The organism is Stenotrophomonas sp. SbOxS2, assembly GCF_013416715.1.
GTDB classification, from domain to species: Bacteria; Pseudomonadota; Gammaproteobacteria; order Xanthomonadales; family Xanthomonadaceae; genus Stenotrophomonas; species Stenotrophomonas lactitubi.
This window is the reverse complement of record NZ_JAAVXD010000004.1, coordinates 211,532-225,399: the sequence shown is the minus strand read 5'-3', so window position 1 is coordinate 225,399 and position 13,868 is coordinate 211,532. Positions and strand designations below refer to the sequence as shown.

Genomic DNA, 13,868 nt, shown 5'->3' with positions numbered 1-13,868 from the left:
CTTTGCCGGTCGCTGTGCAGGGTAGGGCGCTGACGGGCCGTCGCGGTGGCCGATGACCGGTCAGGACGGGGTATCCCGATGGGGACGGGCCGGCGACCGGAGCAGGCTGGAATCCCGAACCGAGGAGACCTGCAATGAACTGGAACCGTTGGCGCTGCGGCGTTCTGCTGCTGCTTGTCCCGCTGACCGCGCTGGCGCGCGGGACGCATGTCGACCTGATCGACTCCCCAACCGAGCAAGCTTCCTGGGACAGGGCCTACGCGCTGGAGGGCGCGCTTGCCCAGGCATTCGACCGTCTGTGCGCCGATACCTTCTGCGAAGGCGATTACAGCAACTACCGGGTGCTGGAGTTCCGCTGCGCGGTGCTGGCCCACCGGGGAACGGTGCAGCGCTGCGTCTGGGTGCTGGCGGCCAGCGAACTGGCAGTGCACCCCGACACAGGGCAGGTACAGGTCGACAACGGCCACTGGACCTGCCCGGTGGAGATGCAGCCCGGGGTGCCGGTTGAAGCCTTCTTTGCCTCGCTGGAGGCGCCGGATGGCCTGATGGCGCCGCTGCCCGGGCTCGATCATGGTCTGTTCGAGGTGCTGCCTGATTGCCTGCAGAGGAGGGGCGCCTGATGCGTGCCTTCCCGGGACGATGGCTGCTCTGTGGTCTGCTGCTGGCCGGAACCGCGCAGGCGGCGCCGGCGTTCGTGGACGCCCGTGACTATCCCGATCCCGCGACCGGCCGGGAGCGCTTCCTCGCTGCCGAGCGGATGCTGGTGCGTGGGTTCGATGATATCTGTGGCGACACGTTCTGCGAGGGGCAGTACTACAACCTGTGGGCCATGCGCCTGCGCTGCTCGGTGGAGCGCGCGACAGGCGTGGTCGCCAGCTGCGTCTGGACCTTCGCTGGCAGCGAAACCTGGGTGCAGAAGGACGGCCGGATCGATGTCGACCATGGCACCTACGCCTGCACGCTGCCGCTGGCGCCTGCAACCCGGCTGGAGGAGCTGCTCCAGGTCTGGCAGGCTTCCGGGCATGAGGCGATTGATGCCCCGTTGCCCGGCACGACCACGAGCGTCTATGACGGCCTGACAGACTGTCTCTGATGCAGTGGCTCGTGAATGCAAACGTGATTTATTCGCATTAACGGAGTAGCATGCGCGCCGCCCCCGTCTGTCCCGTCGCCGCGCATGTCCTCCAACGCCGTCACCCTGACCGAACTGCTGATCCGCGAACGATCGGCACTGCTGCGGCGCGTGCAGCGCATTCTCGGTGGCGAGAGCGGGGCGGAAGACGTGATCCAGGCGGTCTGGTTCAAGGCGCGCGGTGTCGACAACAGCCAGAGCATCGACAATCCGCGCGCCTATCTCTATCGACTGGCCATCAACCTCGCCACCGACCATGGCCGCGAATCGACGCGGCGCAACCGCCTGCTGGCCGAGCACTACCTGTGGCAGGAGGACGAGCAGATCTCCACGGAGGAGCAGGTGATGGCGCAGGATGAGTTGCAGCGCGTGCTCGATGCCGCCGGCCACCTGCCCGAGCCGACGCGTACCATCTTCCATCTCAATCGCCTGCAGGGCCTGACCCAGGCCGACATCGCCCGACGCCTCGGGGTGTCGGTGACCACGGTGGAGAACCACGTACGCACTGCGCTGCAGCGGCTTGCCTGGGCACGCAGCGGTCGATGAACGATCCGGCTTGGGGCCGCACACCCGCCGTGCGTCTTGATTCGCAGGCCGCCCATGCGGTCTAGTCCTTCCGCCCACCTCTGATCGTGTCCCCCGCCAGCCGATGAGCCCGCCCCCGACACCCCGCAGCACCGCCGATGATGCCGTGGCCGAACAGGCCAGGGACTGGATCGTGTGCCTGGCGTCCGGCGACGTCAGCGACGCGCGCATGGATGCGTTCGAGCGCTGGCTGGCCGAGCCTGCGAATCGGCGTTCATTCGAGCATGAGCGCATGCTGTGGCGCAGTGTGGGGCCGCGTCCGGTCGCCATCGAACGCAGGCAGGCTGCGCGTCGCCCGCGGCGGCTGCGTTGGGCCATGGCCACCGCCGCTGCGCTGGCAATGCTGGTGGTCTGGCCCGATACCTGGCTGCGCCTGCAGGCGGATCATCGCAGCGACCACCGCGTGCAGGATGTGCATCTGCCCGATGGCAGCCGTGCCGTGCTCGATGCCGACAGTGCGATCGCCGTGCACTTCGATGACCAGCGTCGTCGCATTGAACTGCTGCGTGGCCGTGCCTGGTTCTACGTGGCGCCTGATGCGCAGAGGCGCTTCAGCGTCGCGGCTGGCAACGGTGTGGTGGAAGACATCTCCACCGCATTCACGGTCGCCCACGTTGCCGCCGGGGTGGAGGCCGAAGTCGGACAGGGCCGCGTACGCGTGGCCAGTCCGGTTGATGGCGGCTGGACCTATCTGCAGGTGGGGCAACGTGCGGGCTATGGCGAGCATCGAAGCGTGCAGCGCCTGACCGACGTTGCCGCAGACAGCGTCGGTGCCTGGCGACGGGGCGAGCTGCTGCTGGAGCAGGCCAGCGTGATCGATGCCGTGCATGAGGTCGGTCGCTATCGCGCAGGGCCGACGTTCGTGCGCGGCAATCTCCAGGCGCTTCCAGCCGTCAGCGCGGCGCTGCGCGTCGATCATCCGGAGCAGGCACTGGACGCGCTGGCGGCCACCGCGGGCCTGCAGGTCACCCGCCTGCCACTGGGTGTGGCAATCGTCCACCGGTAACGCCACGCCATCCGCGGATGCAGCGGCTGCAGCGCATCCGTCTTGGGGATCGCGCGCCGCCATGCGTCTCATCCACGAACGTACCCGCCGCCGCCACGTACGTCGTTGGGTCCGCGCATGCGCGGATGATGCCGCGCCCGCGGCCACGCTCCTCTGACAGGTTCCCCCATGTACGAATTCCGCCGCCCGGGCCGCTCACCGCGCCCGTCCCGTCTGTGCATCGCGCTGCTGGCCGCCGGCCTGGCAACCGCCACCCCCACCGTGATGGCGCAGTCCAGCACCGCTGGCCCGGCTGCGGTACAGCACTTCGATATTCCCGACCAACCGCTGGACGATGCACTGCGCGCCTACATGCGGCAGTCCGGTGTGCAGGTGGTCTATCCGAGCACGCTGGCCAAGGGCGTGCTCTCGCAACCGGTCAGCGGCACGCTGTCAGCCGACGAGGCCCTCGCACGTCTGCTGCGCGGCAGCGGCCTGAGCGTGCGCCGGGTAAGCGCCGATGCGGTGACGCTGGAGGTCGCTGCGGCGGGCCAGACGGGCGGTGTGATCGTCACCGATACCCTCAGCGTGGCCGGAGACCGCGTGCAGGGCGGCGCGGCCAGCGATGAAGCACGCCTGCTCGACAGCTACCGCAGCGTGGGTTCGACCACCACCATCGGCCGCGTCGCACTGGAGCGGTTCCGCGGCACCTCCAACGGCGACATCGTCAAGGGCGTGGCCGGTGTCACTGCGGGCGATCCCCGTGTGGGCAATGGCTTCGACGTCAACATCCGCGGCATCCAGGGCCAGAGCCGGGTGCCGGTCATCATCGACGGTGGCCAGTCCAGCATGGACACCTACCGTGGTTATGCCGGCCAGTCGCAGCGCACCTACCTCGACCCCGACCTGATCTCGCGGCTGACCATCACCAAGGGCCCGAGCCTGCAGGCCAATGCCTCCGGCGGTATCGGTGGCGTGGTCGAAATGGAAACGCTGAATGTCGATGACGTGCTGCGCGAGGGGCGCGATGTCGGCGTACGCGTGCGCGGGGGACTGGCCAACGGCAGCGCCAACAACCTGCCCGGCTACGAGGCCGCGCCGCGCAGCGATCGCAGCGCCACCGGCAGCCAGTTCTTCAACGTGGCCGCCGCCGGGCACTGGGATCGCTTCGACCTGGTGGCCGCCTATGCGTACCGCGACAACGGCAATTACTTCTCCGGCAGCAAGGGCTACGACGACTTCCCGCAGACCCGTCGCACCCTGGCCCCGCTGAATCCGCCGCGCACCGAAGTGTTCAACACGTCCTCGCGTTCGAAATCGACCCTGCTCAAGGGCACCTGGCGCATCGACGACGCACAGACGCTGGAAGCGGGCTATCGGCGCTATGAAGGCACCGCTGGCGAGATCATGGCCTCGCAGATCATCCGCGTCGACCGCGACCGCGTACCGCAGTGGGACCCGGGCCACGTCGACATGGACAGCTACAGCCTGCGCTACCGGTTCAACCCGGACAGCGAGCTGATCGACCTGCGCGTCAACGCGTGGTACACCGATGCCGACAGCGTGATGTACAACAGCCTGACCGGCATCACCCCGTGGTACTTCGACCGCCGTACCGAGTGGTACGACGCGCCCAGCTTCAGCGGCAACCCCGGCTACAAGGATGCCTACCGCAACCCGTTGCGGCAGAAGCGCTTCGGTCTGGACGCCAGCAATACCTCGGTGTTCGACAACAGTGCCGGCCGCTTCACCCTCGACTACGGCCTGTCCTACAGTGATGAAGACATCGCCCCGGGCAGCTCCGGCCCGATCATGCACGACGACCTGGTCAACAACCGATTTCTGCGCAATGCCGAGCGCAAGGAATACAGCGCGGTGGCGTCGTTGAAGTGGGCGCCGGACGAACACTGGGAGATGCTGCTGGGCGGGCGCTGGAACCGCGTGGACGTGCATGACCGCAACCGCCTGGCCACGCCGGACGGATATGAAGTGCAGGGCCAGTACCGCTACACCGAGCTGCTCAATGGCAATCCCAAGCTGCCGTCGTGGCGGGCCAAGCGCATCGCCCTGTTGAACTGGTATCCCGACGCGAACGGCAACTTCACCCAGGAGTCGCTGCTGGCCTCGCCGTACAAGAAGGGCACCGTCGGCGACATCGGTGGCTGGAACTTCTATGACGCCGATGCTGCTGAGGATCTGAAAGTGCCGGTGAGCTGGACCTGGTCGCAGCCGATCCGCCGCCGTGACAGCGCGTTCTCGCCGACCGCCAGCGTGGCCTTCCGTTTCAGCGAAGACAGCATGGTCTACCTGAAGTACGCCGAAGGCACCAAGCTGCCGAGCCTGTTCGAGACCACGCTCGGCCTGTTCACTGCGGCCAAGCCGGTGGACGAACTCAAGCCCGAGCGCGCGCACAGCTGGGAACTGGGCGCCAGTACGATCCAGCACGACCTGTTCACTGCCGGTGACCGCCTGGCGCTGAAGCTGGCGTACTTCGATACCCGCATCGATGACCTGATCACCCGCGACTACCGCACGTTGTCGGCCGGCCTGATCCGCAACGTCGACCGCTTCAAGGTGTCGGGCATGGAGTTCCAGTCCAGCTATGACAGCGGCAGGCTGTTTGCCGATCTGTCCGCGCACTATTACTTCAAGGCCAAGACCTGCGCGCCGGACATCGCCGCCGAACGCCGTGCCTACGGCGCACAGCGGAAGAATGACGAGCTGGCCAACACGCCCAACTGCGTGGACGGTGGCTTCGAAGGCTCCTACAGCAACACCCAGAACCCGCCGCGCTACATGGTCAACCTGACCCTGGGCTCGCGCCTGTTCGACGAGCGGCTGACCTTCGGCACCCGCGTGGTCCACAACGCGGGCCCGATCAGCAAGCTGGACAAGGAGTGGAACGTCGGGTTGTCGGCGATCCAGCAGCTGTACCGGCCGACCACGCTGGTGGATCTGTTCGCGAGCTGGAGTTTCAACGACCAGCTGTCGGTGGAAGCGAACGTGGACAACGTGACCGACCGCTACTACCTGGACCCGCTGGCCCTGGGCGTGATGCCGGCTCCGGGCCGGACCGCGCGATTGGCCTTTACCTGGCGGTATTGATCAACCATCCACGCATGGCGTGGATCCACCGGTAGCGCCGGGCCATGCCCGGCGGATCACCCGCAACATAACGGTAGCGCCGGTTCATGCCGGCGCTACCACCCGGCGATTACAGCCCGGTCGCCGCCTTCACCGCCGCCTCGTGCAACGCTTCGTTCAGTTCGTCGACCACGGTGGTCCAGGCTGCATCAGCCTGCAGCGATTCGGCCAGGAACTGGCGCTGGGCATCGTTCCAGTAAGGGGCATCAGCCACTTCCACACCGGCGGCCAGCTGGTGGTCGGCGATGAACCTGGCAATGCCCTCGGCACTGGCATCCAGACCCAGCTGCAGGAACAGGTTGGTCATGCGCGGTTCGGTGGTGATCATCGGTGGGGTCCTGGCAATGGAAAGGAACCTGCATTATCGACGCAAGCAGGGTTGGGGGAACCCTCGCCGGGATCGTCTACAGGGGGACGCTTTCCCTGGCACTCCCGATGACCGTTCAGACATCCCTCGAAGACAGCCGCAGCGTGCGGCTGAAGGCCGCCACCCGCGACAGCCATGGCGCCCTCGACAAGCGCATCATGGCCGGCGACATCTTTGCCGACCGCAGCAATTTCGCTCGCTTCCTGCGCGTGCAGTACCGCTTCCACCGCAGCATCGACGCGTTGTACGCCAGCCCTGCGCTGGACGCATTGCTGCCGGACCTGGCTGAACGTCGCCGCCTGCAGCAGGTACGCAGCGACCTGCAGGACCTGGAGCAGGCGCTGCCGGGCGAGGACATCATCGCACTCGGGAATGACCTGCCGCTGCCGACTGCGTTGGGCTGGTTGTATGTTGCTGAAGGCTCCAACCTGGGTGGCACCGTGCTCTACAAGATGGCGGCTGCGCTTGGCCTGGATCGTGATTTCGGTGCGCGCCACCTGGCGGCACATCCTGATGGGGCCGCGCGGCACTGGCGCGAGTTCACTGCTGCACTGGATGCAGTGGTGCTGTCGCCGGCGCAGGAGCAGGAAGTGATCGATGCCGCCGATGCCGCGTTCCGCAGCGTACACGGCCATGTCGAAGTGGAGTTTTCCTGATGTCCCTGCACTGCGCGCTGGCGCGCGATTGATGCGCTGGCTCTGGTTCGCGCTCGGCTGGCTGATGGTCGCGCTGGGGGTGATCGGCGCGCTGCTGCCAGTCATGCCGACCACCATCTTCCTGATCCTGGCGGTGGGCTGCTTCGCGCGCAGTTCACCCAGGTTCGAGCAGCGGCTGCTTTCCCATCCGCGCTACGGCCCGTCGCTGCGCCTGTGGCGTGAGCAGGGCGCGGTATCGCGCAAGGGCAAGGCGTTTGCCAGCGCGGGCATGGCGGTGGGATTTGCGATGTTCTGCTGGGGCGCACACCCGTCCTGGCGCCTGCTGCTGGGCGTTGGCCTGTTCTTTGCGGTCAGTGCCGGCTATGTCCTGAGTCGACCGGCGCCACGTTTCGATCTTTCGCCGCTGGTGGGCGTGGACGATGCCGCCGATCCGCGCGCTGCCCGCCGTCGCGCCTCCTCTTCCGATTCCAATGGAACCTCTGACGATGCTGCCTGCTGATCTGGCGCCCATGGCCGCCCCCGCACTGACCCCCTGGGGTATGTACCTGGCTGCCGATGTGGTGGTGAAGGGCGTGATGATTGCCCTGGCTGTAGCCTCGCTGGCCACCTGGACTGTGCTGCTGGCCAAGGGCTGGGAACTGGCACGGCAGGCGCGCGCCTTGCGCCTCGCGCGAAGCCTGCTGCTGTCGGCACCCAGCCTGCCGGTCGCAGGCGGCGAGCCCGCACTGCAGCAGAGCATCGCCGTCGCCATGCTGGATGCTGCGCGCACCGAGCTGCATCTGTCGCAGGAACTTGATCATCGTGAGGGGATCAAGGAGCGGGTGGCGTCACGACTGGAGCGCCTGGAACTGGAGACCGCACGCAACCAGCGTCGTGGCATCGGCGTGCTTGCCAGCATTGGCGCAGTGGCGCCCTTCGTGGGCCTGTTCGGCACCGTGTGGGGCATCATGAACAGCTTCATCGGCATCGCCCACAGCAACACCACCAATCTGGCCGTGGTTGCGCCAGGCATTGCCGAGGCGCTGCTGGCTACCGCGCTCGGTCTGGTCGCAGCGATCCCGGCGGTACTGGTCTACAACCACTTCACCCGGGTGCTGGCGGGCCTGCGTGGCCTGCTGGGCGATCTGTCCGCAGCTGTGCAGCAGTTGGTGTCGCGTGATCTGGATCGGGCTGCACGCCGTGCGCCGGCAGGCACGCTGCGTGCAGTGAACTGAGGCACGCCATGGCGATCAGGACCGCATCCGGACGCGATGACACCCCGCAAGAAGCCCATGAGATCAATGTCACGCCCTTCATCGACGTGATGCTGGTGCTGTTGATCATCTTCATGGTGGCCGCGCCGTTGGCTACGGTGTCGGTGCCCGTGCAGCTCCCCGCCAGCAGCGCACAGGCGACGCCGACAGAAAATGCGCCGGTGTATGTGACCGTGCAGGCCGACCTGTCGCTGCGGGTGGGCGAGGCGCCGGTGGTGCGCGATGGCCTCGCCACTGCGCTGCGCTCGGCAACGCATGGCGATACGTCGCAGCGTCTCTATCTGCGTGCCGATCAGCGCGTCTCCTATGGAGACCTGATGGCGACGCTGGATGCGCTGCGCAGTGCCGGTTACCTGAAGGTCGCCCTGGTCGGGTTGGAGCAGGGCGCTCCATGAGCGGGCTGCAGCGCTGGGCAGCCAGCCTGGCGATCGTGCTGATGGCACATGCGGTGCTGATCGTTACGCTGTGGTGGTGGGCGGCGCGCACGCCGCCGGTCGTAGCAGTGGCACCTCCTGCCGCCTTGATGCTGGAATTGGCTCCCGCCGCCCAGGCGCCGCCGGTACCGCCGCGCGCGCTGCCCGCCGGACCGTTGCAGCAGGAGCAGCAGCGGCGCGTGACCGTGCCGAAGCAACACGAACAGATCAAAGCGCCGGCGCTGCCACAAGGGGAACTTGCGGCCCCGCTCGAGCCAGCTGCGAAGCCGACAGAGGACGCTGCGGACGCCAACGTCGATCGCACGCTGGCGCCGCCGGACGTTCCTGCACAGACAGCAGCACGTTACGCTGCACCGCGCACCACCGCTGGCGAACGCAGCAGTGCCAACGCCACCTGGCAGGGGTTGCTGCTGGGACACCTGCAACAGCATCGGCGTTATCCACGCCAGTCCGAACGGTTGCGCCAGCAGGGCGTGGCCTATGTGCGCTTTGCGGTTGCCCGCGACGGCCGCGTGTCGGCGCCGCGCATCGAGCGCAGCAGCGGCTTCGCCCTGCTCGATCAGGAGACACTGGACACCGTGCAGCGGGCCAGCCCGGTGCCGGTGCCGCCGGCCGATGTGGCCGGCGACCCGGTAGAAGTGATAGTACCGGTGGCGTTCTATCTGCGCGGTCGGTGATCGGCGGCGGGGGCGGCCATCCACGCATGGCGTGGATCTACAGCAACGGCACCAGCAACAGCGCCACGATGTTGATGATCTTGATCAGCGGGTTGATCGCCGGGCCGGCGGTGTCCTTGTACGGATCACCCACGGTGTCGCCGGTCACTGCCGCCTTGTGCGCCTCGCTGCCCTTGCCGCCGAAGTGGCCGTCCTCGATGTACTTCTTGGCGTTGTCCCAGGCACCGCCGCCGGTGGTCATCGAAATGGCCACGAAGAGCCCGGTGACGATCGTGCCGATCAGCAGCCCGCCCAGCGCGCGCGGCCCCAGCAGCAGGCCGACCACCACCGGCACGGCCACCGGCAGCAGCGACGGCACGATCATTTCGCGGATCGCCGAGCGGGTCAGCATGTCAACCGCCTTGTCGTACTGCGGCTTGGCGGTGCCCTGCATGATGCCGGGAATCTCGCGGAACTGCCGCCGCACTTCCTCCACCACCGCGCCAGCCGCGCGACCGACCGCTTCCATCGCCATCGCGCCGAACAGGTAGGGAATCAGGCCGCCGATCAGCAGACCGATGATCACCGTGTGGTCGCTGAGGTCGAAGCGGAACTCCTGGCCGGGATTGGCCGCCTGCAGGTTGTGCGTGTAATCGGCGAACAACACCAGCGCGGCCAGTGCTGCCGAACCGATGGCATAGCCCTTGGTGACTGCCTTGGTGGTGTTGCCCACCGCATCGAGCGGATCGGTGATGTCGCGGATCTCCGAGGGCAGTTCGGCCATCTCGGCGATGCCACCGGCGTTGTCGGTGATCGGCCCGTAGGCATCGAGTGCGACGATCATGCCCGCCATCGACAGCATTGCGGTGGCGGCGATGGCGATGCCGTACAACCCTGCCAGCGCGTGCGCGCCCCAGATCGCCACACAGACGGCGATAACCGGCAGCGCCGTGGACTTCATCGAGATGCCGAGGCCGGCGATGATGTTGGTGCCGTGGCCGGTGGTCGAGGCCTGCGCCACGTGCTGCACCGGCTTGTACTGGGTGCCCGTGTAGTACTCGGTGATCCATACGATCAGGCCGGTCAACACCAGGCCGATCAACGCACAGCCGTAGAGTGCGACAGGGCCATGCACGTTGTCTGCCATGAGACCTGTGGTGATCGGATAGAACGCGATCGCTGCCAGCACGCCTGAGACGATCACACCCTTGTACAGCGCGCCCATGATCGAGCCGCCGGGCTTCACCTTCACAAACAGCGCGCCGATGATCGAAGCGATGATCGACACACCGCCCAGCACCAGCGGATACAGCACCGCATTGGCACCGGCCTCGGCCAGCATCAGGCTGCCCAGCAGCATGGTGGCGATCACGGTGACAGCGTAGGTCTCGAACAGATCGGCGGCCATGCCGGCGCAGTCGCCGACGTTGTCACCGACGTTGTCGGCGATCACCGCCGGGTTGCGCGGATCGTCCTCGGGAATGCCGGCTTCGACCTTGCCGACCAGATCGGCGCCGACATCGGCCCCCTTGGTGAAGATGCCGCCGCCCAGACGCGCGAAGATCGAGATCAGCGATGAGCCGAAGGCCAGGCCGACCAGTGCATGCAGTGCCTGGTCCATCGGCAGGCCCAGCCGCAGCAGCAGTGCGTAGTAGCCGGCCACGCCGAGCAGGCCCAGGCCGACCACCAGCATGCCGGTGATCGCACCGCCGCGGAACGCAACGTCCATCGCCGCACTGATGCCATGGCGCGCGGCCTCTGCGGTGCGTACGTTGGCGCGCACCGACACGTTCATGCCGATGTAGCCCGCTGCGCCGGACAGCACCGCACCGACCGCGAAGCCGATCGCGGTGTACCAGCTCAGGAAGATGCCGACCAGCACGAACAGCACCACGCCCGCGATGCCGATGGTCAGGTACTGACGGTTGAGGTAGGCGCGCGCGCCTTCCTGGATGGCCGTGGCGATGGCGACCATGCGTTCATTGCCGGTGGGTTGGCGCAGGATCCAGCGCGCCGAGACGATTCCGTACAGGATCGCGAGAATGGCGCAGCCCAGCGCCAATGACAGCCCGTGACGTTCCAGCATTAGACCCCTCCGCAGAATGGATGGACAAGCATCCAGTGGCGATGAACTGCACCACGAGGGGGACGACGGGCTGCAGCCTGGAACCAACCCGTACCGACCTTGGTGGTCGTCCGACGTATGGCGGTGTTCAGCATTCCCTGGTGTCCGCAGTATGCGTCCGGCTAGTTGTAGAGTCGAGCCATGCTCGACTAGCCGCGCCCGGCGAGCGCAGCGGCTGCTCGATGGATGCGCCTTTGCACCCCGTTAAGCCAACCTCTGCAAGCCTGCGCGCAGTCCTGTCGGAGAATCCCCATGCGCCTGTCCCTGTTGATGCTTGCCGTTCTGGCCCCGGCCCTGCCTGCCTTCGCGGCGGAAGCACCCGAACTGCAGCGCGCGGTCGGTGCACCGCAGGCGGTCGGCGCGGTGCATACCCTGCGGCAGATTCCCGAGGCCTGTGCCCGCCTGGAAGGCGCGTTCACCGGCCAGGCCGCGCAGCCCTATCGTTTCTCGGCGGTGCGCACCAGCGAGCAGTGCCAGCCGCGCGCCCGCTTTGTCGACTACGCCAAGGCACAACCGAGCGCCGACAAGGGCTGGAAGCTCAATGACGTGATCCGGGTTCCGAATGCGGCGTGCCCGGCGCAGCAGGCGGTGGTGCGCGTGTGGCGTCTGCCGGTGAACAACGCGCAGGCGCTGGATGGGCAGGGCCAGTCGCGCATCTATCTGGAAGAAGCCAAGAAGCAGGCCGCTGCGGGCAAGATCCCGCAGGTGACGATGTTCGCCGCGCAGCTGCAGATGGAAGGCAAGGCCTGCAATTGAAGCCAAGCATCCACGCATGGCGTGGATCTACTGCAAGCGAGACCTAGGTAGTGCCGGCCGCTGGCCGGCAACCCATTGATCAATCCGCAAGTCTCGCCCCGCGCGCCACCAGCAGTTCGCGCAGTGCCGATCGGTGGCAGCGCGCCGCATCCTCGCAATAGCAGCCCACCGCGATATCGCTGTGCTGCGACAGTGCCGCCAGAAGGTCCAGCGCGTGCGCCGCATCGGGTGCCTTCATTTCGACTTTGTAGTGACGGAAGAACGCCGTCCAGTCGGCGGCGGTCTTCGCCTCGTGCGCCTGTTTCACCAGCTCCGCGCTGGGAGACAGCGTAGGAAACCAGACGTCGTACCAGTCCTGCTTCGCGAACTCGCTGCGCGGCACACCGCGCGGCGGGCGCCGCACGGTGCCGATGCGCAGGCCTTCACCGGGCGCACGCGGTGAGCCAAGTCGAACAACACGCAGCGCCATGGCATTCCTCCTGAAAAGGGGACGGAGGGGTCAGCCTTCGAACGCTGGCAGCTTCTGCTTCACCGCGACGTTCTTCAGCGTCACGTACTTCGGCAGGCCATCGCTACCGTAGGGCAACGGTGCTTCGCCCTTGATCAACGGCTGCAGGTAGGCGCGCGCCTTGGCCGTGATGCCGAATCCATCGCGGCGGATGAAGCTGGCCGGCATCTTCTTCTCATGGTTGGCGATCTTCGACAGCGGTGCGGCTTCGATCTTCCAGCGATACGGCGCATCGCTGCTGCGCACGATCACCGGCATCACCCCGTTCTGGCCCTTCAGCGCCAGCTGCACCGCGGCCTTGCCTACCGCCTGGGCCTGTTCCCAGTCGGTCCTGCTGGCCAGGTGGCGGGCCGATCGCTGCAGGTAGTCGGGCAGGGCCCAGTGCACCTTCAGCCCCAGCTGGTCCTTGACCCGCCCGGCCAGATGCGCGGCCACGCCGCCCAGCTGCGAATGGCCGAAGGAGTCCTTGCCGCCGCCGGCGTCGGCGACGAAGCGGCCATCGGCGGTGGCGATGCCTTCCGACGCCACCACCACGCAGTAGCCCACGCGCGCCACCACGGCCTTGACCTTGGCCAGGAACGCGGCCTCGTCATAGGCGCGCTCGGGCAGCAGGATGATGTGCGGAGCGTCGTCCTCGCCGGTGCCGGCCAGGCCGGCGGCCGCGGCCAGCCAGCCGGCGTGGCGGCCCATCGCCTCGTAGATGAAGACGCGGGTGGAGGTCTCGGCCATGGCCGCCACGTCCAACGCCGCTTCGCGCACGGACACGGCCGTGTACTTGGCCGCCGAGCCGAAGCCGGGGCAGGTGTCGGTCACCGCCAGGTCGTTGTCGATGGTCTTGGGCACGCCGATGCAGGTCAGGTCGTAACCGGAGCTTTTTGCCAGCTGCGATACCTTCAGGGCGGTGTCCGCCGAGTCGTTGCCGCCGTTGTAGAGGAACCAGCGCACGTCGTGGGCGCGCAGGACCTCCAGCAGGCGGTCGTAACGGGCACGGTCGGCCTCCAGTGATTTCAGCTTGACCCGGCACGAGCCGAACGCGCCGCCGGGGGTGTGGGCCAGGGCACGGATGGCCGCAGCACTCTCCTTGCTGGTGTCGATCAGCTCCTCGCGCAGGGCGCCAAGGATGCCGTTGCGCGCGGCCAGGACCTTGATTCCCTTGGCGCGGGCCTGTTCGATCACCGCCGCGGCAGTGGCGTTGATGACGGCGGTGACGCCGCCGGACTGGGCGTAAAGGAGGGTGCCATTGCGCATGCTTCTACCTGCTCGGGGG

At 67.2% G+C, this 13,868-nt stretch carries 15 protein-coding genes; 11 read left to right on the top strand and 4 right to left on the bottom strand.

Features of this window, described 5'->3' with window-relative positions; all coding sequences use genetic code 11:
- Positions 1 to 134 precede the first annotated feature (134 nt).
- From HFK18_RS09010 to HFK18_RS08990, 5 genes are all read left to right on the top strand, one after another.
- Positions 135 to 620 (top strand): hypothetical protein, encoded by a 486-nt coding sequence (locus tag HFK18_RS09010; RefSeq protein ID WP_180165903.1) that lies wholly within the window; start codon positions 135 to 137, stop codon positions 618 to 620.
- A complete protein-coding gene (locus HFK18_RS09005) occupies positions 620 to 1,093 on the top strand; it encodes a hypothetical protein (RefSeq protein ID WP_180165901.1) in 474 nt (157 codons plus the stop codon). Before HFK18_RS09010 ends, HFK18_RS09005 begins: the two co-directional genes overlap by 1 nt.
- 84 nt (positions 1,094 to 1,177) lie before the next feature.
- Positions 1,178 to 1,678, top strand: a complete 501-nt coding sequence (locus HFK18_RS09000; protein WP_180165900.1) for an RNA polymerase sigma factor — start codon at positions 1,178 to 1,180, stop codon at positions 1,676 to 1,678.
- Positions 1,679 to 1,781: 103 nt separating this feature from the next.
- Positions 1,782 to 2,723: a FecR domain-containing protein gene (locus HFK18_RS08995; protein ID WP_180165898.1), complete on the top strand. Its 942-nt coding sequence runs from the start codon at positions 1,782 to 1,784 to the stop codon at positions 2,721 to 2,723.
- A 168-nt stretch (positions 2,724 to 2,891) separates the two neighbouring features.
- Complete coding sequence (locus tag HFK18_RS08990) at positions 2,892 to 5,807, top strand: TonB-dependent receptor (protein ID WP_180165896.1); 2,916 nt, start codon at positions 2,892 to 2,894, stop codon at positions 5,805 to 5,807.
- 109 nt (positions 5,808 to 5,916) lie between these two features.
- Here HFK18_RS08990 and HFK18_RS08985 read toward each other — a convergent pair whose 3' ends face one another.
- Positions 5,917 to 6,174, bottom strand: coding sequence for a DUF2789 domain-containing protein (locus HFK18_RS08985; protein ID WP_180165894.1), 258 nt, complete (start codon positions 6,172 to 6,174; stop codon positions 5,917 to 5,919).
- Positions 6,175 to 6,281: 107 nt separating this feature from the next.
- On the opposite strand from HFK18_RS08985, the gene HFK18_RS08980 reads away from it, so the two are divergent.
- Genes HFK18_RS08980 through HFK18_RS08960 form a run of 5 tightly spaced genes read left to right on the top strand, consistent with a single transcriptional unit; the run spans position 6,282 to position 9,233 of the window.
- On the top strand, positions 6,282 to 6,869 hold the full coding sequence (locus HFK18_RS08980) for a biliverdin-producing heme oxygenase (protein ID WP_100553478.1): 588 nt from the start codon (positions 6,282 to 6,284) through the stop codon (positions 6,867 to 6,869).
- A 31-nt stretch (positions 6,870 to 6,900) separates the two neighbouring features.
- Positions 6,901 to 7,368, top strand: coding sequence for a YbaN family protein (locus HFK18_RS08975; RefSeq protein ID WP_100553477.1), 468 nt, complete (start codon positions 6,901 to 6,903; stop codon positions 7,366 to 7,368).
- Positions 7,355 to 8,083, top strand: coding sequence for a tonB-system energizer ExbB (exbB, locus tag HFK18_RS08970; protein ID WP_180165892.1), 729 nt, complete (start codon positions 7,355 to 7,357; stop codon positions 8,081 to 8,083). Before HFK18_RS08975 ends, exbB begins: the two co-directional genes overlap by 14 nt.
- An 8-nt stretch (positions 8,084 to 8,091) precedes the next feature.
- A complete protein-coding gene (gene exbD, locus HFK18_RS08965) occupies positions 8,092 to 8,517 on the top strand; it encodes a TonB system transport protein ExbD (protein WP_180165890.1) in 426 nt (141 codons plus the stop codon).
- Positions 8,514 to 9,233 carry an energy transducer TonB gene (locus HFK18_RS08960; protein WP_180165888.1) on the top strand — a complete coding sequence of 240 codons (720 nt, stop codon included), beginning with the start codon at positions 8,514 to 8,516 and terminating at the stop codon, positions 9,231 to 9,233. Before exbD ends, HFK18_RS08960 begins: the two co-directional genes overlap by 4 nt.
- Before the next feature lie 37 nt (positions 9,234 to 9,270).
- Here the strand turns inward: HFK18_RS08960 and HFK18_RS08955 are convergent, their stop codons facing one another.
- Positions 9,271 to 11,298 (bottom strand): sodium-translocating pyrophosphatase, encoded by a 2,028-nt coding sequence (locus HFK18_RS08955; RefSeq protein WP_180165886.1) that lies wholly within the window; start codon positions 11,296 to 11,298, stop codon positions 9,271 to 9,273.
- 291 nt (positions 11,299 to 11,589) lie between these two features.
- On the opposite strand from HFK18_RS08955, the gene HFK18_RS08950 reads away from it, so the two are divergent.
- The gene (locus HFK18_RS08950; protein WP_180165884.1) at positions 11,590 to 12,093 is read left to right on the top strand and encodes a hypothetical protein; all 504 of its coding nucleotides are present in this window, start codon (positions 11,590 to 11,592) and stop codon (positions 12,091 to 12,093) included.
- 79 nt (positions 12,094 to 12,172) lie between these two features.
- Here HFK18_RS08950 and HFK18_RS08945 read toward each other — a convergent pair whose 3' ends face one another.
- Together HFK18_RS08945 and HFK18_RS08940 are read right to left on the bottom strand one after the other, a co-directional pair.
- Positions 12,173 to 12,562, bottom strand: coding sequence for a DUF488 family protein (locus HFK18_RS08945; RefSeq protein ID WP_180165882.1), 390 nt, complete (start codon positions 12,560 to 12,562; stop codon positions 12,173 to 12,175).
- A 30-nt stretch (positions 12,563 to 12,592) separates the two neighbouring features.
- The gene (locus HFK18_RS08940; RefSeq protein ID WP_099821615.1) at positions 12,593 to 13,849 is read right to left on the bottom strand and encodes a 6-phosphofructokinase; all 1,257 of its coding nucleotides are present in this window, start codon (positions 13,847 to 13,849) and stop codon (positions 12,593 to 12,595) included.
- Positions 13,850 to 13,868 lie beyond the last annotated feature (19 nt).